Raw genomic sequence first — 26,438 nt, 5'->3', positions numbered from 1 at the left:
GGGCACCGACGGTGACGCGGGTCGGGACGTGGGCGGCGACGCGGGCGGCCGGCCCGTCAGGCGTCAGGACGTGCCCGCGTTGACGGTCGCGCTCTCGACCGCGAGGTCCGCCACGTCCGCCTCGTCCATGATCCGCGCGTACGTCCCGTCGTCGATGACCCGCTGCAACGCCTGCTGGAGCGCGTCGACGAGCTCCTCGTTGCCCTGCGGCACCGCGATGCCGTACGGCTCCACGTGGAACTGCTCGTCGGTGAGGGTCAGCCCGGTGGCGTCGAAGTCGGCCAGGACGGCCTCCGCGGAGACGTAGGGGAGGACGACGGCGTCCGCCTCTCCCGTCCGCGCCAGCTCGATCAGCATCTGGGTGTCGTAGCTCCCCGAGAACGGGATCTCCTGCGCACACCCGGCGGTCAGGCTCTCCGTCTCGACGAGCTCCCGCATCTGCGGGGTGTCCCAGCCGGCGACCACCCCGTCGCACAGGTCACCGAGGTCCGACACCTGGCCCGCCCGCCCCTCGCGGACCGCCAGGACGTACCCCGCCTGGAAGTGGTTGACGTAGTCGATCTCTCCCGCGGGGGCGTAGCCGTCCCCGTCGATGAGGCCGGCCATGCCCATGACGCTCTCGCCCGCCGCGGCCATGGTGGCCATCCTGATCTGAAGGTCCTCGTAGGAGGAGTGCTCGTAGACGATCTCCACGCCCAGCAGCTCGCCCATCGCGGCGGCGAGCTCGGGCTCGATGCCGGCCGGCTGGCCGTCCTCGCCCTCCGCGATGATCGGCGAGTCGGAGGTGTTGGCGACGACGACCGTGGTGAGCTCGCCGGCCTGCTGGACGTCGGTCGGCAGCAGGTGGTGCAGCGGCGCGTCGTCGGATCCCGTGCCGTCGTCGGGTCCCGTGCCGCCGTCGGGCCGCTCGTCGTCCTCGTCCGGCGTCCGGTCGCCCTCCGTCTCCAGCGGGGCCGTGGGGTCGTCGGTCGGCTGGTCGCCGGCCTGCGGGCCACCGTCGCCGGAGGAGAGGCTGATCAGCACGGCCACCAGCGTGATCACCGACGCCACGGCGGCGACCGCGACCGCCGCCCTCCGGGCGCGCCGTGTCCGTGCGGCGGCGAGGTCCTGCGGTGAGGCGGCGGGCGGCGCCGTGGTCACGGTGGGCGCGTAGGCCGGCGGCACCGACGACGGTGGCGGTGGCGGTGGCGGTGGGGGCGCGGCGGCCGGGTAGGCCGGTGCCGTGGTCTGCGGCGTGGCTGGTCCCGCCGCTGGTCCCGCCGCTGGTCCCGCCGCTGGTCCCGACGGCGCCGCGGGCATCGGACTGCCGAGCGCGAGCAGGCCGGCCGCGTCCCGCCCCAGCCGTGCCGTCAGCGCCGGCGGCAGCCACAGCCGCACCTCGTCGTCCCGCCCCGCCAGGTCGACGCCGCCGGCCGTCGCCGCGGCCTCCGCGACCTCCGCGGCCTCCGCGACCTCCGTCACCGTCGGCCGCTCGGCGGCGTCCTTGCGCAGGCAACGGGCCGCCAGCTCCCGCAGCGGACCCGACAGCGCGCCCGTCTCGGGACCCAGCTCGGGCTCCTCGTGCAGCACCCGGTACAGCAGCGTGTGGATCGACGGCTCCCCGCCACCGAACGGACCGGTCCCGGTCGCCGCGAACACCAGCACCGCACCGAGCGCGAACACGTCCGTCGCCGCGGTGACCTCCTCGCCGCGGATCTGCTCGGGGGCCATGTAGCCGGGGGAGCCGATCATCGAGCCGGTGCGCGTGGCGACGCTGGCGTCCGCGGCCCGCGCGATGCCGAAGTCGATGACCTGCGGACCCTCCAGGGTGACCATCACGTTGGAGGGCTTGAGGTCCCGGTGGACCAGCCCGCTGCCGTGGATGTCGCGCAGCGCCTGCGCGAGCCAGCCGGCCAGCGGCCACACGGACTCCTGCGGCAGGGGCCCGTGGAGCGAGGTGACGACGGAGTGGAGCGAGGGGCCCGGGACGTATCCGGTGGCGATCCACGGGACCGCCGCCTCGGTGTCGCTGTCCAGCACCGGCGCGGTCCACCGGCCGCCGACCCGCTGGGCCGCCGCCACCTCGCGGCGGAAACGCCGCCGGAACTCGGGGTCTGACGCCCACTCGGCGCGGACGAGCTTGACCGCCGCCGCGCGTCCGTCGGGTGCCCGCCCGAAGAAGACGTCGCCCATTCCACCCGCACCGAGCCGGCCCACCAGGTGGTAGGGCCCGACGGCGACCGGGTCGTTCGGACCGAGAGCCTCCACGTCGTCTCGCCTCCCCCTCCGCGCAACTCACGTCCACCCGTGGGCGCGTGGCGGCCATCCTAGTGACTCGCCCTCACCAGTCCGTTCCCGGCCATACTCCGGTGCGCGCCCGCCCGGCGACGCCCCATCCTGGGGACCGTGAACGACGACCGGGCGAACGGGCGCCACGTGCATCACCCGAGGAAGGCGAACGACGCGAACGTCGCCGACGCGAGCGGGGACGACGAGCGGGAGCCACGGCACCGGATACGCGCCGCCCACACCGCCTCCACCATCACCGTCTACCAGGCGTACCCGCCCGCGATCGGCCTCGCCGCCGCCCGCGACGGACGCTTCCCCAGCCTGTGGAAGCGCGACCGGATGACGTGGATCAAGCCGTCCTTCCTGTGGATGATGTACCGCTGCGGCTGGGCCACGAAGGAGGGACAGGAGACGGTGCTGGCGATCGACGTCAGCCGCGACGGCTTCGACTGGGCCCTGCGCCACGCCTGCCTGTCCCACCACGACCCCCGCCTCGACCCCGACCGGGCCACGTGGCAGCAGCGGCTGCGGCGCTCGCCGGCCCGCGTCCAGTGGGACCCCGAACGCGACCTGCGCCTGCGCCCGTTGCCCCACCGCTCCCTCCAGCTCGGCCTCGGCGGCGAGGCCGCCCGCCGGTACGCGGACGAGTGGATCGTCGCGATCAGGGACGTCACCGCCCTCGCGCGCGAGATCCACGCCCACGTCCGCGCCGACGCCCTCCCTCGCGCCGCCCGCCTGCTGCCGGAGGAACGCCCCTACCCGTACCCGGCCGACGGCGCACCGTTCCCGCCCTAGCCAGGCGGCCCGTGATCACCGAGAATCGCGGGGCAGGAGGGAGCAGGCGTGTCGGAGTTCGCAGAACAGGACGAGCGGGAGCGACGGGACCAGCAGGACCAGAGGGGTCGACGGGGCCGGCTGGAGCGTCGAGTCCCGGGGGATCAGACGGTCCCGGAGGACGGAAGCGGGAACGGGCGCGGGAACGCGGACGGGGACGCGGACGAGGACGGTGAGGGGCGACGGGAGACGCTGCGGCTCGTCCTGGAGTCGATGGTGCCCGAGTTCGGCCCCGGCCTGTTCGCGCTGGTCACGGAGCACGGCCGGCCCACCTTCGCCGGCGCGGCGGGAACGGCCGAGGTCGGGACGGAGCGGCGCATCCAGGCGGATGACCGCTTCCGGATCGGCGGCGTGACGCAGACCTTCGTCGCGGCGCTGGTCCTCCAGTTGGCGGGCGACGGTGGGGCGTTGAGCCTCGACGACACCGTCGAGCGCTGGCTGCCGGGGGCGGTGCCGGGCGGCGAGCGGATCACCGTCGAGCACCTGCTGCGGATGCGCTCAGGGCTGCCGCACCAGGTGCCGGCGCTCCTCGGCGGCCGGCCGGACGGCTCGGTCTACGCGCGCTACCACGCCCCCGAGGAGCTGGTGGCGCGCGCCGTGGCGGCGGGTGCCCGGCACGAGCCCGGCGCACGCCACGCGTACTCCAGCACGAACTACGTCCTGCTGGGCCTCATCGCGGAGCGCGCGACGGGACGGCGGCTCGGCGCCCTGCTGTGGGAGCGGATCTTCGCCCCGCTGGACCTCGACGACACCGACTTCCCCGAGGTGGACCCGCACCTGCGCGGCCCCCACGCCACGGGGTACGCGCGGGTCGCGCTCGGCGCGCCCTACGTCGACCTGACGACCGCGACCCCGTCCCAGGCGTGGGCCGCCGGCGCGATCGTCTCCACCCCCCGCGACGTGGCGCGCTTCCTCGACGCGCTGATGGGGGGCGAGCTGCTGGACAAGGCGGCGTGGGAGGCGATGGCCGACACCACGTCCACGGGCGAGCGGCGCGGCTACGGCATGGGGCTGATGCGCGTGGACCTCCCCGGCGGGGAGGTGGCCTACGGGCACACGGGCGGGGGAGCGCCGGGCTTCGACTGCGTCGCGCTCCGCTCGGAGTCGGGCCGCGCCGTCGTGCTCTACCGCAACGCGATGGACCTGACCAACCCGCTGCCCCTGCACCTGCCGTTCGTCTTCGAGGCGATGTACAGCTGAGGCCGTCACCGTTCAGCTGAGGCCGTCACCGAGCCCGCCGCCCACGACGGAGGTGTCCAGCGCGGGGTAGGGCTCGGGAAGCGGCAGCTTCTCGCCGAGCTTCACGGTGGTCGTCGTCCGGTAACGCGTCTCGTCGGGCACCGGGTCGGTGTGGGCGTAGGCGTGGCCGTCCTCGCGGTTGACCAGCACGTACACGGGGACGCCCGCGGCGGCGTAGGTGCGGTACTTCGGGCCCGTGTCGATCTCGTGGTTGGTGGAGGTGATCTCGCCGACCAAGGCGAGCATGTCGATGGGGTACCAGCCCTGGTGTGCCGCGCGGTACGCCTCGTCGATGTCGGTCGGTTTGCGCCGCTGCACGTAGAAGTCCGGGACGACCAGGTTCCTCGTGCGCTCCCCTCTGCGCCCGCTGCGGTAGCCGTTGCCGAGGCCGGCCAGCGTGATTCCGGCCGAACGGAGCTGGAAGTACAGCTCAGCCGCGCCCTGGTTGTGATCGTCGTCCGGCTGTGGTGGCACGACCACCATCCCCTCGATGCACTCGGGTCGAATCGGCTCTTCCCAGGCCTCTTCGATCGCGATCAACAAGTCGATGGGGTCTCGCTGCGGGCTCTTGGACTCGGTCATGGGCTCAACCAACGGCTGCTCGGCGGTCGTCATCGCTGCCCTCCCTGTCACTTCTGCCAGGCTACGCCCGTGCGGGCTGCCCCAGCAGCATCGTCGGTGCGCCCGCCACACGCGTGAGGATGATCGTGCAGGAGTTCACCCCTTCGAGGCGGAGCTGCGGGCGGAGCTGTTCGGGTGTGACCGGTGAGCCGCGCTTCTTGATCGTGACGGTGCCCACGCCGCGTTCGCGCAGCAGGGCGCGCAGACGTTTCACGTTGAACGGCAGCACGTCGGTGATCTCGTAGGAGCGGGCGAACGGCGTCGGGGGCGGGAGGGTTTCGGTCGTCAGGTAGGCGATGGTGGGGTCCACGAGGTGGGCGTCGAGGCGCTCGGCGAGCTCCGCGACGAGGTGGGCGCGGATGACGGCGCCGTCCGGCTCGTGGAGGTAGCGGCCGGGTGGGCCGACGGGGGCCTCGGGGCCGGTGCCGGTGAGGGTGTGGGAGCCGGGCAGGAGGGTGGCGCGGCGGGGGCCCGCCGCCTCCCGGGTGCCGAACCAGAGCACGGCCTCCTTGACGTCGCCCTCGTGGGAGACCCACTCGGCCTCGGAGCTCTCGGCCGGGATCGCCGCGTGCGGCAGGCCGGGGGCCACCTTCAGCGCCGCCACCGGCACCCGGCGGGCCAGGTCGACGGCCAGGGAGAGGGGCGGGGTGTACGCCTCGGGGTCGAAGGTGCGGCCGCGCGCGCCGCGCCGGGCGGGGTCGACGAAGAGCGCGTCTTGGCCGGCGAGGTCGGCGTCCCCGAGCTCGGCGGCGTCGGCGCGGCGGACGGTGACGCGGTCGGCCAGGCCGAGCGCCGCCGCGTTGGCCTCGGCGACGGAGCAGGTCAGCGGGTCGCGGTCGAGGGCGAGGACGGTCAGCCCGGCGCGGGCCAGGGCGATGGCGTCGCCGCCGACGCCGCAGCACAGGTCGACGACGCTGCGGACGCCGAGCGCCGCGAGGCGCCGCGCCCGCCACGCGGCGACGGGAGCGCGGGTGGCCTGTTCGACGCCGTCGGCCGTGAAGTACATCCGCGCCGCGTCCGGCGCGCCGAACTTCGCCACCGCGCGTTGCCGCAGCCGGGCCTGGGCGATGGCGGCGGTGACGAGCTCGGCGGGGTGGTGGCGGCGCAGGCGGGTGGCGGCGGCCAGTTCGTCGGAGGGGGTGAGGTCCCGCAGCTCTGCGAGGAGTTGCTGGCCGGTCGGGGTCAGCAGCTGGGGGAGGGCGCCGGGGGGCGGGGAGGGGGATGCGGCCACGCGGGTCATTCTGCCGGGACGTCCGGGGCGGGCTGCCGGGGAGCGCCCTCCGGGGATGGCAGCATCCCGAATCATGAGGATTATCCTACAAATAGGACAAAATGATCGTCATGCTTCACGCGGGCACCGGCCTCATGCCGCCCGCCGTGCCCGGGGCGTGCTGCGGCGGGCCGCGACGCTCCTCGTGGCCTGGGCGGCGACGCTCCAGGGCATCGGGGCGGTCCACGCCCGTCAGGCGTCCCTCGACGGGCCCGACCTCGCCCCCGTGGCCCAGCCCCTGGCCCGCACGGCCGCCGAGGGCCCCGCGCTGCCGCCCGTGCCCTACGCGTTGGACGCCCTGCCGCCCTTCGCCCCCGCCGCGCGGTCGGCGAGCCTCCCGCTCGACGTGTCGCGTCAACGGGCGCGCATCGCGTCACGCAACGCCGCCAGCGCGCTCTCCGCGTACGCCGACCGGCTCGCGCGCGCCGAGAAGCGTCGGGTCGCCGCCGTCGAGACCTGGGGCCTGCGGCGCACCCCGCTGATCCCCCCCGACCCGCCCGACGCCGAGGACCTGCGCCCGCTGAGAACCGAGCCCGGCCACGTCAGGGGCGAGGGTCTGCCGGCGGTCATCACCCGCGTCCCGACCGACGACAAGGTCGTGTTCCTCACCATCGACGACGGCGCCGAGAAGGACCCCGACCTGCTGCGGATGCTGCGCGAACTCCAGATCCCGTTCTCCGGCTTCCTCAGCCACGACTCCGTCGGCGAGGACTACGGCTACTTCCGCGAGGCGCACGCCGACGGCGCCGCCATGCACAACCACTCGGTCAACCACCTGGAGATGCCCACGCTCGGCTACGCGGAGCAGAAGCGTGAGATCTGCGACCAGCAGGAACGGCTCGAACGTGAGATCGGCGAGCGGCCCACCCTCTTCCGCCCGCCGTACGGGGCCTACGACCGCGACACGCTGCGCGCCGCCGCGGCCTGTGGGGTGGAGGTGGTGCCGCTGTGGACGCAGGAGGCGTTCGCCGACCGGATCGAGTGGGCGTACCCGGACCGGAAGCTGCGTCCGGGGGACATCATCCTCACCCACTTCCGGGGGAAGGGTGAGTGGGACGACGGCGGCGAGGGGGACATGACGGACATGCTGCGCCGGCTGGTGGACACCGTCACCCGACAGGGCTTCTCCGTCGCGCGCCTTGAGGACTACCTGCCCTGAGCCGCCTGAGCTGCCCTGACGCGCCGTGACACCCCGCGCGGGTCAGGCCCGGACGGATCCCGGGCCGCGGCGCGTCGGCGCGTGTCGGGATGTCGGGGGGCGGGCGTGTCGCCGTGGGAAGGGCGTGAGCGGCGGCGGGCGGCCACGCGAACGCCCGCGTGAGCCCGCGTGTGACCGTGGAGCCCGGTGCGTCCGACCGGCGCGCGCCGTCCCGCGTCAGCCGCGCCACGCCCCGGGCGCCTGGCACTCTAGTTGACTGAGTGCTAACGGCGGCCTAGTCTCGACGCTGGCACTCTCCATAGAGGAGTGCCAGCCAACGTGCGATGGGCGGATCCGGCACCCGCGACGACGGGTCCACCAGGTCGCCGTTCGTTCCTGACACCAAGACCCCGCGAGATCTCCGAAGGGGGAGGTCGGATCGTGACGACCACCAGTTCCAAGGTTGCCATCAAGCCTCTTGAGGACCGCATCGTGGTCCAGCCGCTCGACGCCGAGCAGACCACGGCCTCGGGCCTGGTCATCCCTGACACCGCCAAGGAGAAGCCCCAGGAGGGCACCGTCCTGGCCGTGGGCCCGGGCCGCTTCGAGGACGGCAACCGCCTGCCGCTCGACGTCAAGGTCGGCGACATCGTGCTGTACAGCAAGTACGGCGGTACCGAGGTGAAGTACAACAACGAGGAGTACCTCGTTCTCTCGGCCCGCGACGTGCTCGCGATCATCGAGAAGTGATCGCCTCGTAGCACGAGCGCGACAGGCGCAAGCCCAGAAGCACACCGCGCCCCGGGCCCGCGTCCGGTTCCCCGGACGGCTGGGGCTGGGGCGCGGCCCTCGTTGCGGGCCGGGCGCGGACAGCAGGCAGCGACAAGGGACCACACGGACCACAGGGACCAGAGGGAACCAGAGGGACTAGGGGACACGACCCATGGCGAAGATCCTGAAGTTTGACGAGGACGCGCGGCGCGCCCTCGAGCGCGGCGTGAACAAGCTCGCCGACACGGTGCGCGTGACCATCGGCCCCAAGGGCCGCAACGTCGTCATCGACAAGAAGTTCGGCGCTCCGACGATCACCAACGACGGCGTCACCATCGCCCGGGAGATCGAGACCGAGGACCCGTACGAGAACCTCGGCGCCCAGCTGGTGAAGGAGGTGGCGACCAAGACCAACGACATCGCGGGTGACGGCACCACCACCGCCACCGTGCTGGCCCAGGCGCTCGTCCGCGAGGGTCTGCGCAACGTCGCCGCCGGCGCCTCCCCGTCCGGTCTGAAGCGCGGCATCGACGCGGCCGTCGCGGCCATGGCCGACGACCTGCGCGCCTCCGCCCGCCCCATCGACTCCAAGGAGGACATCGCCGCCGTCGCCGCGCTGTCCGCCCAGGACAAGCAGGTCGGCGAGCTGATCGCCGAGGCGATGGACAAGGTCGGCAAGGACGGTGTGATCACCGTCGAGGAGGCGCAGACCTTCGGCCTGGAGCTCGACTTCACCGAGGGCATGGCCTTCGACAAGGGGTACCTCTCGCCGTACATGGTCACCGACCAGGAGCGGATGGAGGCCGTCCTGGAGGACCCGTACATCCTGATCCACCAGGGCAAGATCTCCTCCATCCAGGACCTGCTGCCGCTGCTGGAGAAGATCATGGCGGCCGGCTCCTCGCGGCCGCTGCTGGTCATCGCCGAGGACGTCGAGGGCGAGGCCCTGTCCACCCTCGTGGTCAACAAGATCCGCGGCACCTTCAACTCGGCGGCCGTGAAGGCCCCCGGCTTCGGCGACCGCCGCAAGGCGATGCTCGGTGACATGGCCACCCTCACCGGCGGCACCGTGATCTCCGAGGAGGTCGGCCTCAAGCTCGACCAGGCCGGTCTCGACGTGCTGGGCTCCGCCCGCCGCGTCACCATCACCAAGGACGACACCACGATCGTCGACGGTGCCGGCAAGTCCGAGGACATCGAGGCCCGGGTCGCCCAGATCAAGGCCGAGATCGAGAGCACCGACTCCGACTGGGACCGCGAGAAGCTCCAGGAGCGCCTCGCGAAGCTGGCCGGCGGCGTGTGCGTGATCCGGGTCGGCGCCGCCACCGAGGTGGAGCTGAAGGAGCGCAAGCACCGTCTGGAGGACGCCATCTCCGCCACCCGCGCCGCGGTGGAGGAGGGCATCGTCGCCGGCGGTGGCGCCTCGCTGGTGCACTCGGCGAAGGTGCTGGCCGACGGCCTCGGCCGCGAGGGTGACGAGGCCACGGGTGTGGCGATCGTCCGCCGCGCCGCCGTCGAGCCGCTGCGCTGGATCGCGGAGAACGCCGGCCTGGAGGGCTACGTCATCACCTCCAAGGTGGGCGAGCTGGAGAAGGGCCAGGGCTTCAACGCCGCCACCGGCGAGTACGGCGACCTGGTGAAGGCCGGCGTCATCGACCCGGTGAAGGTCACCCGCTCGGCCCTGGAGAACGCGGCGTCGATCGCCTCCCTGCTGCTCACCACCGAGACCCTGGTGGTGGAGAAGAAGGAGGAGGAGCCGGAGTCCGGCGGCCACGGCCACGGGCACGGCCACGCGCACTGAGCGCGCGTCCTCCCCGCGCGTTCTGCCGAACGTCGCTCAGCGGGCCCCGTCGACCGCCCTCGCGGTGGTGGACGGGGCCCGTTCGCGTGCCGCCGCGCCGCTGCCCGGACGGCCCGGGGCTACGGCTCCAGCACGCCGATCTGGGTGAGCAGCCCGAGCTGGTCCCAGTTCCACCAGCCCTCCACGATCCGTCCGCTGTCGTCGAATCGGAAGGTCGTGTGCCCGCTGGTGTTCACCGGTCGGCCCGTGGGCTCCAGGCCCTCGTAGGCGCCGCGGTGGCTGCCCACGGCGGTCCACCGCGTCGTCACCAGGTCCCCCTCGGCGACCTGACTCTCCACGCGCATCGTCGGTCCGAAGGCCCTGACGTGGCGCTCGGCGTTCTCCCTGGCCTCCGCGTGGTCGCGGGTCCGGGTCTGGCCGGCGGCGGCGGAGGGGAGGGCGTCGTGCTCGGTGTACTCGGGGTGGAAGAGCTCCTCGAACAGGTCGACGCGGCGCTCGTTGACCAGCTCCTCGAAGAACCGCCGGGCGGCCGTCTTGTTGAGCTGGTCGTCCCTGACCACGTCGAGGTCGGTGAAGCGTGGCGGCGCGTCACACAGCTTCACCATGTCCTGGTAGATGAGGTCCGTCTCGGGGAGTCGGGAGTTGGCCATCGCCTCCTCGTACGAGGGGAACTCGACGATCTCCACCACGTGGTAGGGGTCGGACCGGTCCTGGCCGACGATGGTGTGGGTCGCGGTGCGCTTGCCCTGGGTCGCGACGACCCAGTCGTCCATGAGCCGGTTCAGCTCCTCGACCCGGTGCGTTGTGCAGTCGATGATCTGTACGAATGACATGGCTGGCGCTCCTGTGCGGATGCGGTCTCCTCCAGCCTAGTCAGATGACTCGCTTGTCGCATATGCCCGTTTCACTGCGCGGACTCGGTGGGCTCGGTCGACTCGGGGGGCCGCGCCTCGCCCGTCGGCTCGGCCGGTCGGGACCGCCGCGGGCCGTAGCGCCGCCCCGCGCGGGAGGAGACGCCGCCGAGCGCGCCACGCGGCAGCAGCTTCGCCGCCCCCATCAGCGTCTTGTAGCGCGCGCTCGGTATGCACACGGTCCGCCCACGCTCCAGGGCCTTCATCCCCGCGTCGACCACCCGGTCGGCGTCCAGCCACATCCAGCCGGGGATGGAGTCGGTGCGCATGCCGGCCCGCTGGTGGAACTCGGTGCGGACGAAGCCAGGACACAGGGCCAGCAGGCGCACGCCGCTGCCGGCCAGGTCGCGGGCCGCCCCCTGGGTGAACTGCACGACCCAGGCCTTGGACGCGCCGTAGGTGCCGCGCGGCAGGAAGGCGGCGACGGAGGCGACGTTGACCACCGAGCCGCGCCCGCGCTCGCGCATGCCCTCGGCCGCGGCCGACGTCAGGCGCAGCACCGCCTCGCAGTGGAGCGTGAGCATCCGCAGCTCGTCGGCGACGGGAATCCGCAGGTAGCTGCCCTTCAGGCCGAAGCCCGCGTTGTTGACCAGGAGGTCCACCGGGCGGGAGCGGTCGCTCAGCCGCTCCTCGACGGCCGCGATGCCCTCCTCGGTGGTCAGGTCGGCCACCAGCACGGTGGCCTCGACGCCGTGTCGGTCGTGCAGCTCGGCCGCCTGTCGCCGCAGCGCGTCGGCGGACCGTGAGACCAGCACCAGGTCGTGCCGGTCGCGCGCCAGCCGCCGGGCGAAGGCGGCGCCGATGCCGGCGGTGGGTCCCGTCACCAATGCTGTCGTCATACGGCTGACGGTAGCCGGTCGGGGCGCGCCGACACGCGACCGCCCACCGGGCCGCCCGGGCCGACCGGCGGCGGGGGCCCGGCCCGGGGTCGGGCGCGGGAGCGGGGTGGGGTGGGTCGGCTGGTGCTCCTAACGGTCGGAGACGCCGTGTGCCCGTGCCTCCGCGGGCAGGGGCCGTCCGGGGGAGGTGTCGGCGTGCGCGGTCTCGGCGCGCGGGCTCGGTCGCGTGGCGGCGGACGCGCTCGCGTGGGCGCGCGCCAGGTCACGGCGGCCGCGGCCGAGCAGCTCCTCTCGCTCGTCCTCGGTCAGCCCGCCCCAGACGCCGTACGGCTCGCGGACGGACAGCGCGTGCGCGGCACACTCCGCCCGCACCGGACACCGCATGCACACCTCCTTCGCGGCCTCCTCACGTGCGCTGCGGGCCGCGCCCCGTTCTCCCTCGGGGTGGAAGAAGAGCGAACTGTCCACGCCGCGGCAGGCGGCGAGCAGCTGCCAGTCCCACAGATCGGCGTTCGGGCCGGGGAGCCGGGAGAAATCTGCCATGAGTCCTGTGTCCCATCGAAGCGAATGGATAGGGATCGGGATCGGATGGGGCTGCTGTAAATATGACTACCCGCCGAATATAGTCCCTACCGCTCGCATATGGGCAATAGGTAAGAAATGGGATAAGGAGGATGTCGCATCGTGTGCGTTCGATGGACGGATGGAGGTCCCGCCAGGGTGATGGGTTGATCACGTAGAGTGCCTGTGGCAGGGGGTAGTCGCCCGTAACTCTTTCGGGTGACCGTCGTTGAGAGGGCGAAGGCGGTTGACGCGGACAAAAGCCCCCAGGTGGGGTCGGGGCTGTCAACCGCACCGGTGACGACTGATCAACTGATCAACCTGCCAGGAGGCTCACGGTGATGCGCATCAGCTGTGGAGGGCGCTCATGACTTCCGTCCTCGTCTGCGACGACTCCCCGCTCGCCCGGGAGGCGCTCCGCCGCGCGGTCGCGACCGTGCCCGGCGTCGAGCGGGTCACGACGGCGGCCAACGGCGAGGAGGTCCTCCGCCGCTGGGGCGCCGACCGCTCCGACCTCATCCTGATGGACGTCCGGATGCCGGGCCTCGGCGGCGTCGAGACCGTCCGCCGACTGCTCTCGGCCGACCCGGGTGCCCGCATCATCATGCTCACCGTGGCCGAGGACCTCGACGGCGTCGCGCTCGCGGTCGCCGCCGGCGCCCGCGGCTACCTGCACAAGGACGCCTCGCGCGCCGAGCTGCGCGCCACGGTGACCCAGGCCCTGGCCGACCCCACGTGGCGGCTGGCGCCGCGCCGGCTGCGCTCCTCCGACATGGGAGCCGCGCCGACGCTGACCGCGCGTGAGATCCAGGTGCTGGAGGGCATGAGCCACGGCCGGTCGAACGCGGAGATCGGCCGCGAGCTCTTCCTCTCGGAGGACACGGTCAAGACCCACGCCCGTCGGCTCTTCAAGAAGCTCGGCGCCTCGGACCGTGCCCACGCCGTGGCCCTCGGTTTCCGATGGGGCCTCGTGCGGTAGCGGCGGCGGGTCGACGGTCCGCGCCCGGTCCGCGCGCCCGGTCGGGTGTCGGCGCGCCGGGCCACCCCGTCCGGCGTGTCGCGTCGCCGCGTCGCGGTCGCGTGTCACGTTCGTGTGTCCGTGCGGCGTCGGTGTGTCACAGCTTTGTCAGGGCCGCGCCGCGTTCCACACCGGGCGGAAACATCGGGACCGGGCCGCCCACGACGCCGGCGATCCACCCGTCCGACCAGGTCGGACGCCTGTCCGACACCGCCAGGGGCCCGTCCGGTCGACGCACCGGACGGGCCCCTGGCGTGCGCGGCTGGTGACGGCGACCGCAGGAGTTTCGCGAGTGTCGCATGCTTGAATGCATGACGCTGCTTGGGGACGAGTCGGCCAGGTGTGAGGGGAGGGCACAGACCAATGCCCCGTAACACGCCCAGCCCGAGCGACGCACGTGAGGTAGGGGACGCACGTCGCGCGGATAACGCTTCGGTGCACAACTCCGCCCGGACCGGTCCACCACGCGCCGGGTCGGTGCACGATGGTCCGATGCGCGATGACGAGAGCAGGGGAATCGGCACGCTCGTTCATCGCGCCGCCGGGGGGGACGCCGAGGCCACGCACGAGCTGCTCGCCCACGTGCACCCGCTCGCGGTCCGGTACTGCCGGCGCCGGCTGGCGCGCCTGCCGGGAGAGGCCCGGCACTTCGTGGACGACCTCGCGCAGGAGGTCTGCCTGGCGGTGCTGTGCGCGCTGCCGCGCTACCGGGACACCGGTCGTCCGTTCGACGCCTTCGTCGTCGCCATCGCCCAGCACAAGGTCGCCGACCTCCAGCGGGCGGCGCTGCGCCATCCCGGCATCTGGGCCGTGCCCTCCGACGAGATGCCCGAGTGGCCCGACGAGGCGCTCGGCCCCGAGGAGCGGGCCCTGGCCAGCAGCGACGCCGAGTGGGCCAGGAAGCTGCTCGCCGCGCTCCCGCGCCACCTGCGCGAGCTCGTGCTGCTACGGGTGGCCGTGGGCCTGACGGCGGAGGAGACCGGACAGGTCCTCGGCATGTCGCCCGGCGCCGTCCGCGTCGCCCAGCACCGCGCCCTCACCCGCCTGCGTGCCCTGGCCACGATGCCGTAGCCGCGCCGCCCCGGGCCCGGCGTCCGTGGCGGTGGCCCGCCGTGCCCACGCACGGGCCCGAGCGCGGGCGCGGGCCGGGCGGACGCCGGGGACGACGGGCTCGGGCGCGCCCACCGTCGTCGGGGCCGTAGCATGGACAGCCCGCCGGGCACAACGGGCAGGCGGTGCGGGACACGCGGACACGGCGGCACACCGACGACGTGGACGAGCGGGCGAGGCGCGGAAGGGCGAGGCTGTTCGATGACCAGTGACGTAGCGGGAGTGCCGGAGAAGTTCGCGGCGCTCGGTCTGACCTTCGACGACGTGCTGCTGCTGCCCGGCGCCGCCGACCTCGCGCCGGGCGACATCGACACCTCCACGCGGCTGTCGCGGAACGTCCGGATCAACATCCCGCTGATCTCGGCCGCCATGGACAAGGTCACCGAGGCGCGCATGGCCATCGCCATGGCGCGGCAGGGCGGTGCCGGCGTCCTCCACCGCAACCTGTCGATCGAGGACCAGGCCGCCCAGGTGGACCGGGTCAAGCGCTCGGAGTCGGGCATGGTCACCGACCCGATCACCATCCGGCCGGACGCCACCCTCAGGGAGGCCGACGAGCTCTGCGGCCGGTTCCGCATCAGCGGCGTCCCCGTCACCGACGACGCCGGGAAGCTGCTGGGCATCGTCACCAACCGCGACATGGCGTTCGAGCTGGACCGCTCCCGCCAGGTCCGCGAGGTGATGACGCCGATGCCGCTGGTCACCGGCCAGGTCGGCGTCTCCGGCGAGGCCGCGATGGAGCTGCTGAGGCGGCACAAGATCGAGAAGCTGCCGCTGGTCGACGGCGAGGGCCGGCTGCGCGGCCTGATCACCGTGAAGGACTTCGTCAAGGCCGAGAAGTACCCGAACGCCGCGAAGGACGCCGAGGGCCGCCTCATCGTGGGCGCGGCGGTCGGCGTCGCGGGCGAGGCGTACGACCGGGCGCAGGCCCTCATCGAGGCCGGCGCCGACTTCATCGTCGTGGACACGGCCCACGGCCACTCCCGCCTCGTCGCCGACATGGCCGCCAAGATCAAGTCCAACACCGACCGCGTCGACGTCATCGCGGGCAACGTCGCCACCCGCGACGCGGCGCAGGCGCTGGTCGACGCCGGGGTGGACGGCATCAAGGTCGGCGTCGGCCCGGGGTCCATCTGCACCACCCGCGTCGTGGCCGGCATCGGCGTGCCGCAGGTCACCGCGATCTACGAGGCGTCGCTCGCCGCCCGCGCCGCGGACATCCCCGTCATCGGCGACGGCGGCCTCCAGTACAGCGGCGACATCGCCAAGGCCCTGGTCGCCGGCGCCGACACCGTGATGCTCGGCAGCCTGCTCGCCGGCTGCGAGGAGTCCCCCGGCGAGCTGATGTTCATCAACGGCAAGCAGTTCAAGTCCTACCGCGGCATGGGCTCCCTCGGCGCGATGCGCTCGCGCGGCGAGCAGCGCTCGTACTCCAAGGACCGGTACTTCCAGGACGAGGTCGCCGACGACGACAAGCTCGTCCCCGAGGGCATCGAGGGCCAGGTGCCCTACCGCGGCCCGCTGTCCTCCGTGGTCCACCAGCTCGTGGGCGGCCTGCACCAGTCGATGTACTACCTCGGTGGCAGGACCGTCTCCGACATCAAGGAGAAGGGCCGCTTCGTGCGGATCACCGCGGCGGGGCTGAAGGAGAGCCACCCGCACGACATCCAGATGACGACCGAGGCACCGAACTACTCGCGGCGCTGACGCCGGCCGCGCGGACCGTGGGGCCGGGCACCGCCTGCCGGCGCCCCGCCGCGCCGCCGCGCGCCCGGCCCCCTGCCTGCCGGCCCGCCCCCGACGGCGCCGCCGGCCACGCACCAACGCCCCCCGGTGAGGACCGGGGCGTGCGAACCCACCGGAGGTGGACACGTGACTGAGATCGAGATCGGGCGCGGCAAGCGCGGGCGGCAGGCGTACGCCTTCGACGACATCGCCGTGGTGCCCAGCAGGCGGACCCGCGACCCGAAGGAGGTCTCGATCGCCTGGCAGATCGACGCCTACCGCTTCGAACTGCCGTTCCTCGCCGCGCCCATGGACTCGGTGGTCTCGCCGGAGACCGCGATCCGCATAGGGCGCTTCGGCGGGCTCGGCGTGCTGAACCTGGAGGGTCTGTGGACCCGGTACCAGGATCCCGAGCCGCTGCTCGCGGAGATCGTCGACCTCGACCCGGTCGACGCCAACCGCCGCCTCCAGGAGATCTACGCCGCCCCCGTGCGCGAGGAGCTGATCGTCGAGCGCATCCGCGAGGTGCGGGCGGCGGGCGTGGTCACCGCGGCGGCGCTGTCGCCGCAGCGGACCGCGCAGTTCTCGAAGGCGGTCATCGACGCGGGCGTGGACATCTTCGTCATCCGCGGCACCACCGTCTCGGCCGAGCACGTGTCCTCGGCGGCCGAGCCGCTCAACCTCAAGCAGTTCATCTACGAGCTCGACGTGCCGGTGATCGTCGGCGGCTGCGCCACGTACACCGCCGCGCTGCACCTGATGCGCACGGGCGCGGCGGGCGTCCTCGTCGGCTTCGGCGGCGGCGCCGCCCACACCACGCGGAACGTGCTCGGCATCCAGGTGCCGATGGCCACCGCCGTGGCGGACGTGGCCGCCGCCCGCCGGGACTACCTCGACGAGTCCGGCGGCCGGTACGTGCACGTCATCGCCGACGGCGGCGTGGGCTGGTCGGGCGACCTGCCGAAGGCGATCGCCTGCGGCGCCGACGCGGTGATGATGGGCTCCCCGCTGGCCAGGGCCACCGACGCCCCCGGGCGCGGGCACCACTGGGGCATGGAGGCGGTCCACGAGGAGCTGCCGCGCGGCGAGAAGGTGCGGCTGGGGACGGTCGGCACCACGGAGCAGGTCCTCACCGGGCCCTCGCACACGCCGGACGGCTCGATGAACTTCTTCGGCGCGCTGCGCCGGGCGATGGCGACGACCGGGTACTCGGAGCTCAAGGAGTTCCAGCGGGTGGAGGTCACCGTCGCCCCGTCGCGATGACGGCGACCCCCACCCCCGAGACCCACCCCTGACCGCCCCCGGCCCGCCCCGGCCGGGGGCGGTCAGCGCTGGCGGCGCCAGGGGCCGGTGACGGCCAGCAGGACGCCCGGCTCCTGGATGCTGGCGTACAGCGTCTGGCCGTCGGGGGAGAAGGTCACCCCGGCGAACTCGCTGAACTCCGGCGCGGCCTCGGTGCCGACGTTCAGCTCGTTGCGCGCCAGCGGGAAGGTGCGGCCGTCGCCGGCCGCGCCGATGAGGTGCTGGAGGCCCTCGCCGTCCTCGGCCAGGATCAGTCCGCCGTACGGGGAGACCGTGATGTTGTCCGGCCCGTCGGCGTGCTCGGTCCCGGACGGGTCGGTGGTGACGCCGAAGCGGACGGTGAGGGTGACGGTGCGGCGTCGGGGGTCGTAGAACCACACCTGCCCGTCGTGCGGGGTGCCGGGGCTGTCCTCGGCTCGGGCGTAGGACGAGACGAAGTACGCGCCGCCGTCGCCCCACCACATGCCCTCCAGCTTCCGCGCGCGGGTGACGCGGCCGTCGCGGAACTGCTCGCGCAGCGGCGTGTCGCGGGCGTCGCGGTCGGGGACGTCGATCCAGTCCACGCCGTGGACGGTGCCGACGCGAGTGGCGCGGGAGAGGTCGTCGACGAAGCGGCCACGGTCGTCGACGCAGCGGAACGCCTGGAGCGCGCCCGCGTCGTCGGGCAGGGAGCCGAGCCGGCCCCGGCCGTGGCGGAAGCCGCGCGGCGGCGTCCAGCGGTAGAGCAGGCCGTTCGGCTCGTCCGCGTCCTCCGTCAGGTAGAGGTGGCCGCGGTGCGGGTCCACGACGACGGCCTCGTGGGCGAAGCGGCCCAGCGCCCTGATCGGCTCCGGGTCGCGGCAGGCGTCGCGGTCGTGGGGGTCGACCTCGAAGACGTAGCCGTGGTCGCGCGTCATGCCCGCCTCGCCGGCGCGGTCCTCGGTCTCCTCGCAGGTCAGCCACGTCTCCCACGGGGTGGTGCCGCCGGCGCAGTTCGTGGAGGTGCCGGCGATGGCGACCCACTCGGTCACCGGCCCGCCGTCGCGCGGTATCTCGACGACGGTGCATCCGCCGGCCGCCGCCGGGTCGTAGACCAGGCCCTCGGCCAGCGGCACCGGGTGCTCCCAGTCCGCGCGGGGGCCGTCGAGCTCGTGGTTGACGACGAGCAGGTCGCGTCCGTCGCGGCCGGCGAAGGTGCCGGTGCCGTCGTGCTTGGTCGGGGTGGGCTCACCGGACTCCAGCGTCGTGCGGCCCGCCCAGTTCACGACGCGGTAGCGGAAGCCCTCCGGCAGCGACAGCACGCCCTCGGGGTCGGGGAGCAGCGGGCCGTAGCCGAGGCCCGCGCCGGGTCCGCCCGTGGCGGCGGACTCGCCGAGCGCCCCGGGGGCGGTGGCGAGGGCGCCGACGCTGCCGGTCAGGGCCACGCCCGCGGTCGCGGCGGAGCGCCGCACGAACTGTCGACGGCTGAGTGGCATCACTGCCTCCAAGGTCACCGGTGGACGAGACGGCCTCACCCTGCCGCCGCGCGGTCAACACCGCTGGCCCCTCCGGTTGAACAGCCGCCGAACCCCGGCGAACAGGCGCGCGGGCCTCAGAGCCGGTGGGCGGCACCGGCGGGTGTGGCGCCGCGCGTGTCGAGCAGCAACTGCGCCTTGGCGGCCAGGCCCTGGAGATCGTAGACGCTGTGCGGCTGGAGCAGCAGCGTGAGATCGGCGGCGGCAGCGGCCTCGTGGGGCGTTCCGGCCCGCGACACGGGGCGGCCGGCGACCCGCCAGGCCGGCACGTGGGGGTCGTGGAAACTCAGCTCGGCGCCGAGGGCCGCGAGCCGTTCCGCGACCTCGCGGGCCGCCGCGCTCGCGGGTCCCGGCAGGTCGGGGCGGGTGGTGACGCCCAGCAACAGGACGCGCGCGCCTCGGGCTGATTTGCCGTGTTCGTTCAGCAGCTGCGCGGCCCGGCGGGTCACGTAGCGTGGCATCCGGTCGTTGATCTCGGTGGCCAGGCCGACCAGGCGCAGCCGCCCTCCGGGGTTCACCGGGCCGGGTTCGGCGTCCGTTGGCGTGCCCGGCGCGGCGTCCGCGTCGGCCGCCGCGCCCGGTCCGGGGCGGGGCACGGAGGGGCCCGACGGGCCCTCGCCGAGGGCCCACGGGCCGGCCTCGACGCAGCGCAGCACGTCCCACAGATCGATCCCACGATCGTGGCAGAGCGCGGCCATCTCGTTGACGAGGGCGGTGGTGACGTGGCGGGCGTTGACCGTCAGCGCCAGCGCGGCCTCGGCCTCCGCGAGGCCGCGCGCCCGCACCACCTTGGCGGTGAGCCGGCCGTAGAACGCGGCGGCGGCCTCGACGCAGGCGGGGGTGAGGCCGCCGATGACGCGGGGGGCCCGACTGAGGGGGCCCGCCGGGCGCGGCGCGCACGCGAGGTGGAAGTCCCGTCCGGCGGTGAGTCCCGAGCCGGCCTCCAGCAGGGGGCGCAGCACGTCGCGGGTGGTGCCGGGGGCGCCGGCGGCCTCCAGCACGACGAGGGTCCGCGGGCGCAGGCGCGGCGCGAGGGCGCGGGCGGCCTGCTCGACGGGGGAGCAGACCAACGCGGTGCGCACTCGCGCCAGTTCGGCGGGCTCGCTGGTGGCGGTGAAGCCGCGGGCGAGCATCCGGCGCAGCTCCGCGGCGGCGAGGCAGCCGTCGGCGGGCGGGCGGCCGGCGGCGAGCGCGGCGGCCTCGCGCGGGTCGGGGGTGAAGCCGACCGTGGGGACGGCGGCGGCGGTCGCGGCCTGTGCGGCGGGCAGCCCCAGGGGGCCCAGGCCGAGGACGGCGAGATCGGCGGGCATGCGGTACGGCTCCCTCCGCTGAGGGGACGAAAGGCGTCGGGCGGACGGTGGCAGATGGACGGGTGTGAGCGGGTGGGACGGTTGTGCCGATCAGCTTAGGGGTCTATATGACAGATTGGGTGGATTGTTCCTCGCATGGGGCGGGTGGCGCGCCAAACCTGGCGTTTTGAGGGAGCATCGTTGGGGGAGATCCGTTGACCTGATGAGCCGATCAAACGGGTAGATCAGGAGAACCATCCACAAGCGTGCGCGGGAGGCAGCGGTGAGAACGGCGGCGATGGGGCCGAACGACAGGACCGAGGCACTTGCCCGGATGGCGGAACGGGAGCTCGACGTCCTGGTCGTCGGGGGCGGCGTGGTCGGCGCGGGCACCGCCCTGGACGCCGTCACGAGGGGCCTGAGCACCGGACTGGTCGAGGCCAGGGACTGGGCGTCGGGCACCTCCAGCAGATCCAGCAAGCTCATCCACGGCGGCCTGCGCTACCTGGAGATGCTCGACTTCGGCCTCGTCCGCGAGGCCCTGAAGGAGCGTGGCCTGCTGCTGGAGCGGATCGCCCCGCACCTGGTCAAGCCCGTCCCGTTCCTCTATCCCCTCCAACACCGCGCCTGGGAGCGGCTCTACGCCGGCACGGGCGTGGCCCTCTACGACACCATGGCCCTCTCCTCGGGACACGGCCGCGGCCTGCCCCGGCACCGGCACCTCAGCCGCCGCCGCGCGCTGCGCGTCGCGCCCTGCCTGCGCAAGGACTCCATGGTCGGCGCCCTCCAGTACTACGACGGGCAGGTGGACGACGCCCGCTTCGTCGCCACTCTCGCCCGCACCGCCGCCGGGTACGGGGCACACGTGGCGAACCGCGCCCGCGTCGCGGAGTTCCTGCGCGAGGGCGAGCGGGTCGTCGGCGCCCGCGTGGAGGACCTGGAGCACGACGGCGGCATGTACGAGATCCGCGCCCGGCAGGTCGTCAACGCCACCGGCGTGTGGACCGACGACACCCAGGCCATGATCGCCGAGCGGGGCCAGTTCCACGTCCGCGCCTCCAAGGGCATCCACCTCGTCGTGCCCAAGGACCGCATCCACTCCTCCACCGGCCTCATCCTGCGCACGGAGAAGAGCGTCCTGTTCGTCATCCCGTGGGGCCGCCACTGGATCGTCGGCACCACCGACACGCCGTGGGACCTCGACAAGGCCCACCCGGCCGCCTCCAGCGCCGACATCGACTACCTGCTGGAACACGTCAACGAGGTGCTCGCCCTGCCCCTGACCCGCGACGACGTCGAGGGCGTCTACGCCGGGCTGCGCCCGCTGCTGGCCGGCGAGTCCGACGCCACCAGCAAGCTCTCGCGCGAACACACCGTGGCCCACCCCGTGCCGGGCCTGGTCGTCGTCGCGGGCGGGAAGTTCACGACGTACCGGGTGATGGCCAAGGACGCGGTCGACGCGGCGGTCCACGGCCTCGACCAGCGGGTCGCCGACTGCTGCACGGAGGAGGTGCGGCTGGCCGGCGCCGAGGGATACCACGCGCTGTGGAACGCCCGCGCCCGCATCGCCGCCCGCGCCGGGCTGCACGAGGCCAGGATCGAGCACCTGCTCAACCGCTACGGCTCACTGACGGAGGAGGTGCTCGACCTGATCACCGAGGACCCGCGGCTCGGCGAGCCCCTGCCGGCGGCTGACGACTACCTCAGGGCCGAGATCGTCTACGCCTGCTCGCACGAGGGCGCCCGCCACCTGGAGGACGTCCTCACCCGTCGCACCCGCATCTCCATCGAGACCTTCGACCGCGGCACGCGCAGCGCCCGCGAGTGCGCCGAGCTGATGGCCGGGGTGCTCGGCTGGGACGCGGAGCAGATCGACCGCGAGGTCGAGCTCTACGGGAAGCGGGTGGAGGCGGAGCGCGAGTCCCAGCTCCAGCCTGACGACCAGACGGCCGACGCGGCCCGGCTGGGGGTGCCCGACGCGGCGGCCCTGTGACGGGCTGTGGGGAACCAACTCCCTGGGGGATCAGCGTCCCACCCATGGGTGACAATGACCTTCGGTAGCCGGAGGGGACGACAGGCATGGGCGGCGGTATGGGGCAGGACAGCAGCCAGGACAGAGGCGACGAGGGCGCCGGCGTGGGCGACACGGACGGCGGCGGGCGCGGGCGGGAGGCCGACGCCCCGCGCGACGGCGGCACCCTGCACATGGGCCCGCGCGACGAGGACGCGAGTGAGCCCGGCACCCTGGTCCTGGAGGGGCTGGGGCGTGGGCAGGACGCGTCCGAGCCGCGGACGCTGGCCATGGGGGCGGTCGAGCCGCGCGACGACCGTGGCGCGAACCCGGCGACGTTGAACATGGGGCAGGTCGAGGCGGGCGGCGGGCCCGCGTCGGAGCCCGTGCGCGAGCCCCTGCCCGACGAGGACGAGCCGGGCGAGGACGAGCCCGGCGGCGACGAGCCCACCGACGCGGTGCCCACCGACGCGGCGTCCCGCGACGGGGAGGAGCCGCGCGACCGCGACACGCCGAGGGTGCCGCCCGAGCCCGGGACCGTCCACCTGACGCTCTCCGAGCCCGAGCCCGAGCCCGAGCCCGAGCCCGAGGACGCGACGCCCCCACCCACCCCGTCGACGCGGCCCTGGACGGGAGGGCCGGGCAGCGACGACGACGACTCGTTGGGCGGCGACGCCCCGCTCGTCGGCCTCCCGGGCGACACCGCCGCCGACCCCCGCGACCCCCGGGCCCGCGACGACGAGGACCACTCCCTCGGCGGCGACGCGCCGCTGGTCAGCCTGCCCACCGAGCCGACGGACCCCCCGACCCCCGCCACCCCCGCCCCTCCGGAGGAGGTCGCGGCGGAGGAGCCGGCGGAGACGTCGGTGCCGCGCATCGACCCGCTCGGCTGGTCGCCCGACCACGCCGGACGCCTGCTCGCCAGCCGGTACCGCCTCGTCGACGCCGTCGGCCGCGGCGGCATGGGAACGGTGTGGCGGGCCGAGGACGAGATCCTCGGCCGCGCCGTCGCCGTGAAGGAGCTGCGGCTGCCCGCCAGCGTCGACGACTCGGAGCGCGGCCGCCTCATCACCCGCACGCTGCGCGAGGCCAAGGCCATCGCCAGCATCCGGAGCAACGGCGTGGTCACCATCTTCGACGTGGTGGACGAGGGCTCCCGCCCCTGGATCGTGATGGAGCTGATCGAGGGCCGCTCCCTCGCCGACGTCATCCGCCACGAGGGGCCGATGCCCCCGGTGCGCGTCGCCGAGATCGGCCTCGCCGTCCTCGACGTGCTGCGCGCCGCGCACGGCGCGGGCATCCTCCACCGCGACGTGAAGCCGTCGAACGTGCTCGTCGCGCACGAGGACGGCCGTGTCGTCCTCACCGACTTCGGCATCGCCAAGGTGGAGGGCGACCCCTCCATCACCTCCACGGGCATGCTGGTCGGCGCCCCCTCCTACATCTCCCCCGAGCGCGCCCGCGGCGAGGTGCTGGGCCCGGCGACGGACCTGTGGTCGCTCGGAGCCCTCCTCTACTGCTGCGTCGAGGGGCGCCCGCCGTACGACGAGGGCAGCGCGATCGCCACCCTCTCCGCCGTCATGCACGAGCCGGTGCCCCCGCCGCGCCAGGCGGGCCCGTTGACCGAGGTCCTCACGGGGCTGCTCGACAAGGAGCCGGCGCTGCGGCTGACCGAGGCGGCGGCCCGTGAGCTGCTGCTCGGCGTCGTGGCGGACGCGCGGCGGCCCCCGATGCCCGAGCCGTCGGTCGGCGGCGCGGCTGGCGGCGCGGCCGACGGCGCGGCCGACGAGCCCGAGGGGCAGGGGGAGAGCGCGCCCGAGGGCGAGACGTCGGGCGAGGCCGGCGACGGCGGCCCCGGCACGGTCGTGCTGGACCCCCGCCGCACCACCCCGGGCGGCTTCGGCGAGCCGGCCACGCCGCCGATGTTCCCCGCCCCGGAGATGCCGCCGCCCCCCTCGGGCCCGAGCCCGCTCGACGGCGGCACGCCGCCCCCGCCGTCGGCCCCGGACGGCGGGAAGCGGAGCCGGACGATCCTCCTCGCCGCCGTGGCGGTCGTGGTGCTCGCGGGCCTGGCCGTCGCGCTGGTCCTGCTGCTCGGCGGCGACGACTCGCCGGCCGAGGGGGAGCGCGACGACCCGGGCGCGAGCGCCGACGAGTCGCCCCAGGGAGAGGACTCGGGCGGCGCGAGCGGCGACCCCGCCACGGACGAGCCCACGGACGGCGCGACGGACGAGCCCACGGACGGCGCCACGGACGACCCGACGGACGGGGCGACCGAGGATCCCACGGACGGGTCAACGGACGACCCCACCGGGCCGCCCACGAACGAGCCCACCGAGGACCCGACCACCGACCCCACGGACGACGGCCCGCCCGGGACCACGCCGAGCAACGACCCGGACCCCACCATCCCCACCGACCCGACGGGGGCCTGAACCGCCTGCGGGCCACCCTCGGGTCCGTCCTCGGGCTGTCCTCGAACCAGCCCTCGGACCACCCCCCGGGCCACCCCGCCCCGGCCGACCGTGTGACGGCTGGGGCGGGACGGACGTGAGCGTCCGTCAGGCGTCGAAATGGGCCGACGAGGCGTTGAAGTCCCGTGGCCGTGGTATGCCTACGACACGTATCGTGTGAGTCCGGTACCGCTACGGCTACCACGACCGCTACGACGTGACGAGGGCCCGGGGGGCGTTCCACCATGGGGAGGTGATGTGTCGTGAACGCGCACGACAGGCACGACACGTACACGGGGAGGCTGTTGGCCGACCGTTACCGCCTTCCCAGGGCTCCCTCGGAGGAGTTCGAGCTCGTCGAGGCCCGCGCCTTCGACACCGTCGTCGGCCAGGAGGTGCTGGTCCGCCAGGTGCCGCTGCCCGAGGTCGTCGACGCCGAGGTGCTCGACGTCGACGGGCCCCGCCCCGTCCGCCACGGCGCGGTCGGCGGCCGGGCCACGCGCGAGCCCGAGGACCCCACGGTCCGCCGCGCCGTCGAGGCGGCGCTCGCGGCGGCGCGCCTGCCCGACCACCCCCGGCTCGACCAGGTCTTCGACGTCTTCGTGCAGGGCGACGGCCTGTGGATCGTCAGTGAGTTACTGACCGCGAGGCCGCTCGCCGCGGTGCTCGCGGAGGAGCGGCTGAAGCCGTACCGGGCGGCCGAGGTCGCCGCCGACCTGCTCGCCGCGCTGCGCATCGTCCACGCCCACGGCTGGACCCATCGCAACGTCACGGCCCGCACGGTGCTGATCTGCGACGACGGCAGGGCCGTGCTGACGGGCCTGGCGGTCGGCGCCGCGCAGGAGGCCCTGTGCGGGTACGACCCGCTGCCGGACGACGAGCAGCGGGCGCGGCAGCTCGGGGCGCGCCCGGCCGGCGGCTGGGAGGAGCGGCACGGCGAGGGCGCGGGCGGCGACGTCCGAGGGCCGGGCGGAGCCGGTTCGTACGGCGGCCAGCCGAACGGGCCTGTGGCGTACGGGCAGGCGTCGTTCGGCCCCGGCGGGGCGAGCGGCTGGCCCCCCAACTCCGGCGGCTCGAACGAGCCGCACCCGCGCGGCAACCGGCCGCCCTCGTCGCCCCCACCGCCGTCGCCGTCGCCGTCGTCCCCGTCGTCGCCGCCGTCGTCGCCCTCCGCGCCGCGGGTCCCCGGCCCGCCGTCCGGCGGGCCCGTCGGGCCGTACGGTCCGGTCGGGGGCGCCGACTGGCGCGTCGGGGACGCCCCCGCGGCCGAGGGGCGGCAGGGCGAGGACGAGCCGCCGCGCGCCGCGCCCGCGGCGTACGGGCGCTGGGACACCGGAGCCGTGCGGCGGGTCACGGACACCGGTCCCGTGCCGATCCCGCACCAGCAGCGTGGCCCCGAGCACGCCCCGGAGCAGCGCCAGGCACAGGGCGACGCGTCGTGGGGCGGTCAGGCGCCCGACCAGGCGCCGGGCGGTCCTGAGCCGACGCGGCCGGGCGGCGGCGCCGCCGACCTCGTGGCGCGCCTGCGCCAACAGGGCGGCCACCAGCCCTCCGAGCCTCCCGAGCCCACGGAACCCGCCGGCCCCGCCGCTCCCGCCGGCCCCATCGAGCCGGCGCCGCGCGACGCCGGGCTGCCCGCCACCTGGGACTTCGAGGGCGGCGGCCAGCGGCCGGCGCTCCCCGGCCCCCGGCCCGTCGACGAGCGGGCCGCCCGCAGCGGTGCCATAGCGGCGTACCGCGCCGGCACCCAGGCGGGCGCCAGCGCCCGCCGCGGTGGCCAGGGC

The 26,438-nt window shown here is 74.4% G+C and carries 19 protein-coding genes and 1 pseudogene; 12 read left to right on the top strand and 8 right to left on the bottom strand.

Annotated elements, in window-relative coordinates; translation table 11 throughout:
* Positions 1-63: 63 nt before the first annotated feature.
* A complete protein-coding gene (locus ACTWP5_RS19970) occupies positions 64-2,247 on the bottom strand; it encodes a protein kinase domain-containing protein (protein WP_443222392.1) in 2,184 nt (727 codons plus the stop codon).
* A gap of 246 nt (positions 2,248-2,493) precedes the next feature.
* Between ACTWP5_RS19970 and ACTWP5_RS19965 the strand changes: the two genes are divergently transcribed.
* Positions 2,494-3,063: a DUF4291 domain-containing protein gene (locus ACTWP5_RS19965; protein WP_443222491.1), complete on the top strand. Its 570-nt coding sequence runs from the start codon at positions 2,494-2,496 to the stop codon at positions 3,061-3,063.
* A gap of 48 nt (positions 3,064-3,111) precedes the next feature.
* Positions 3,112-4,302, top strand: coding sequence for a serine hydrolase domain-containing protein (locus ACTWP5_RS19960; protein WP_443222391.1), 1,191 nt, complete (start codon positions 3,112-3,114; stop codon positions 4,300-4,302).
* Between the two features lie 12 nt (positions 4,303-4,314).
* Here ACTWP5_RS19960 and ACTWP5_RS19955 read toward each other — a convergent pair whose 3' ends face one another.
* Together ACTWP5_RS19955 and ACTWP5_RS19950 are read right to left on the bottom strand one after the other, a co-directional pair.
* On the bottom strand, positions 4,315-4,956 hold the full coding sequence (locus tag ACTWP5_RS19955; RefSeq protein WP_443222390.1) for a Uma2 family endonuclease: 642 nt from the start codon (positions 4,954-4,956) through the stop codon (positions 4,315-4,317).
* 28 nt (positions 4,957-4,984) lie between these two features.
* On the bottom strand, positions 4,985-6,202 hold the full coding sequence (locus tag ACTWP5_RS19950; protein ID WP_443222389.1) for a THUMP-like domain-containing protein: 1,218 nt from the start codon (positions 6,200-6,202) through the stop codon (positions 4,985-4,987).
* A 148-nt stretch (positions 6,203-6,350) separates the two neighbouring features.
* Between ACTWP5_RS19950 and ACTWP5_RS19945 the strand changes: the two genes are divergently transcribed.
* The 3 genes from ACTWP5_RS19945 (at position 6,351) to groL (ending at position 9,942) form a co-directional block, all read left to right on the top strand.
* Positions 6,351-7,391, top strand: coding sequence for a polysaccharide deacetylase family protein (locus tag ACTWP5_RS19945; RefSeq protein WP_443222388.1), 1,041 nt, complete (start codon positions 6,351-6,353; stop codon positions 7,389-7,391).
* A 420-nt stretch (positions 7,392-7,811) separates the two neighbouring features.
* Entirely contained in the window at positions 7,812-8,120 is a 309-nt protein-coding gene (groES, locus tag ACTWP5_RS19940) for a co-chaperone GroES (protein WP_443222387.1), read from the top strand.
* A 193-nt stretch (positions 8,121-8,313) separates the two neighbouring features.
* Positions 8,314-9,942, top strand: coding sequence for a chaperonin GroEL (gene groL / locus ACTWP5_RS19935; RefSeq protein WP_443222386.1), 1,629 nt, complete (start codon positions 8,314-8,316; stop codon positions 9,940-9,942).
* Between the two features lie 119 nt (positions 9,943-10,061).
* Here the strand turns inward: groL and ACTWP5_RS19930 are convergent, their stop codons facing one another.
* The 3 genes from ACTWP5_RS19930 to ACTWP5_RS19920 form a co-directional block, all read right to left on the bottom strand.
* Entirely contained in the window at positions 10,062-10,775 is a 714-nt protein-coding gene (locus ACTWP5_RS19930; protein ID WP_443222385.1) for an ester cyclase, read from the bottom strand.
* Positions 10,776-10,846: 71 nt separating this feature from the next.
* The gene (locus ACTWP5_RS19925) at positions 10,847-11,692 is read right to left on the bottom strand and encodes an SDR family NAD(P)-dependent oxidoreductase (RefSeq protein WP_443222384.1); all 846 of its coding nucleotides are present in this window, start codon (positions 11,690-11,692) and stop codon (positions 10,847-10,849) included.
* A 129-nt stretch (positions 11,693-11,821) separates the two neighbouring features.
* Positions 11,822-12,235 carry a WhiB family transcriptional regulator gene (locus ACTWP5_RS19920; RefSeq protein ID WP_443222383.1) on the bottom strand — a complete coding sequence of 138 codons (414 nt, stop codon included), beginning with the start codon at positions 12,233-12,235 and terminating at the stop codon, positions 11,822-11,824.
* A gap of 385 nt (positions 12,236-12,620) precedes the next feature.
* Here ACTWP5_RS19920 and ACTWP5_RS19915 point away from each other — a divergent pair, with 385 nt between their 5' ends.
* The 4 genes from ACTWP5_RS19915 to ACTWP5_RS19900 all read left to right on the top strand — a co-directional run bounded on the left by ACTWP5_RS19915 (position 12,621) and on the right by ACTWP5_RS19900 (position 17,369).
* Positions 12,621-13,232, top strand: a complete 612-nt coding sequence (locus ACTWP5_RS19915; RefSeq protein ID WP_019431595.1) for a response regulator transcription factor — start codon at positions 12,621-12,623, stop codon at positions 13,230-13,232.
* A 531-nt stretch (positions 13,233-13,763) separates the two neighbouring features.
* Positions 13,764-14,342: an RNA polymerase sigma factor ShbA gene (shbA, locus tag ACTWP5_RS19910; protein ID WP_443222382.1), complete on the top strand. Its 579-nt coding sequence runs from the start codon at positions 13,764-13,766 to the stop codon at positions 14,340-14,342.
* Positions 14,343-14,582: 240 nt separating this feature from the next.
* Positions 14,583-16,088, top strand: coding sequence for an IMP dehydrogenase (gene guaB / locus ACTWP5_RS19905; RefSeq protein WP_443222381.1), 1,506 nt, complete (start codon positions 14,583-14,585; stop codon positions 16,086-16,088).
* A gap of 165 nt (positions 16,089-16,253) precedes the next feature.
* Positions 16,254-17,369 (top strand): GuaB3 family IMP dehydrogenase-related protein, encoded by a 1,116-nt coding sequence (locus tag ACTWP5_RS19900; RefSeq protein WP_443222380.1) that lies wholly within the window; start codon positions 16,254-16,256, stop codon positions 17,367-17,369.
* A gap of 62 nt (positions 17,370-17,431) precedes the next feature.
* On the opposite strand, the gene ACTWP5_RS19895 is transcribed toward ACTWP5_RS19900, so the two are convergent.
* Together ACTWP5_RS19895 and ACTWP5_RS19890 are read right to left on the bottom strand one after the other, a co-directional pair.
* On the bottom strand, positions 17,432-18,862 hold the full coding sequence (locus ACTWP5_RS19895; protein ID WP_443222379.1) for an alkaline phosphatase PhoX: 1,431 nt from the start codon (positions 18,860-18,862) through the stop codon (positions 17,432-17,434).
* A 116-nt stretch (positions 18,863-18,978) separates the two neighbouring features.
* Positions 18,979-20,211 carry a UDP binding domain-containing protein gene (locus ACTWP5_RS19890; RefSeq protein ID WP_443222378.1) on the bottom strand — a complete coding sequence of 411 codons (1,233 nt, stop codon included), beginning with the start codon at positions 20,209-20,211 and terminating at the stop codon, positions 18,979-18,981.
* Positions 20,212-20,473: 262 nt separating this feature from the next.
* Here ACTWP5_RS19890 and ACTWP5_RS19885 point away from each other — a divergent pair, with 262 nt between their 5' ends.
* The 3 genes and pseudogenes from ACTWP5_RS19885 to ACTWP5_RS19875 form a co-directional block, all read left to right on the top strand.
* Complete coding sequence (locus ACTWP5_RS19885; protein WP_443222377.1) at positions 20,474-22,183, top strand: glycerol-3-phosphate dehydrogenase/oxidase; 1,710 nt, start codon at positions 20,474-20,476, stop codon at positions 22,181-22,183.
* Between the two features lie 86 nt (positions 22,184-22,269).
* Positions 22,270-24,636: a protein kinase domain-containing protein gene (locus ACTWP5_RS19880; protein ID WP_443222376.1), complete on the top strand. Its 2,367-nt coding sequence runs from the start codon at positions 22,270-22,272 to the stop codon at positions 24,634-24,636.
* Between the two features lie 281 nt (positions 24,637-24,917).
* Positions 24,918-26,438 (top strand): annotated as a pseudogene (locus ACTWP5_RS19875) (hypothetical protein); the annotation flags it as partial.

Origin of the sequence: Streptomyces sp. 4N509B, from assembly GCF_052245655.1 — a bacterium.
GTDB lineage: Bacteria > Actinomycetota > Actinomycetes > Streptomycetales > Streptomycetaceae > Streptomyces.
This window is presented reverse-complemented; position numbering and strand designations above follow the sequence as displayed.

Coding starts and splice junctions, on each gene's coding strand:
- groL (WP_443222386.1), top strand. CDS start 8,314: ATGGCGAAGATCCTGAAGTTTGACGAGGACGCGCGGCGCGCCCTCGAG.
- shbA (WP_443222382.1), top strand. CDS start 13,764: ATGCGCGATGACGAGAGCAGGGGAATCGGCACGCTCGTTCATCGCGCC.
- ACTWP5_RS19930 (WP_443222385.1), bottom strand. CDS start 10,775: ATGTCATTCGTACAGATCATCGACTGCACAACGCACCGGGTCGAGGAG.
- ACTWP5_RS19915 (WP_019431595.1), top strand. CDS start 12,621: ATGACTTCCGTCCTCGTCTGCGACGACTCCCCGCTCGCCCGGGAGGCG.
- ACTWP5_RS19925 (WP_443222384.1), bottom strand. CDS start 11,692: ATGACGACAGCATTGGTGACGGGACCCACCGCCGGCATCGGCGCCGCC.
- ACTWP5_RS19955 (WP_443222390.1), bottom strand. CDS start 4,956: ATGACGACCGCCGAGCAGCCGTTGGTTGAGCCCATGACCGAGTCCAAG.
- ACTWP5_RS19920 (WP_443222383.1), bottom strand. CDS start 12,235: ATGGCAGATTTCTCCCGGCTCCCCGGCCCGAACGCCGATCTGTGGGAC.
- ACTWP5_RS19950 (WP_443222389.1), bottom strand. CDS start 6,202: ATGACCCGCGTGGCCGCATCCCCCTCCCCGCCCCCCGGCGCCCTCCCC.
- guaB (WP_443222381.1), top strand. CDS start 14,583: ATGACCAGTGACGTAGCGGGAGTGCCGGAGAAGTTCGCGGCGCTCGGT.
- ACTWP5_RS19880 (WP_443222376.1), top strand. CDS start 22,270: ATGGGCGGCGGTATGGGGCAGGACAGCAGCCAGGACAGAGGCGACGAG.
- ACTWP5_RS19895 (WP_443222379.1), bottom strand. CDS start 18,862: ATGCCACTCAGCCGTCGACAGTTCGTGCGGCGCTCCGCCGCGACCGCG.
- ACTWP5_RS19890 (WP_443222378.1), bottom strand. CDS start 20,211: ATGCCCGCCGATCTCGCCGTCCTCGGCCTGGGCCCCCTGGGGCTGCCC.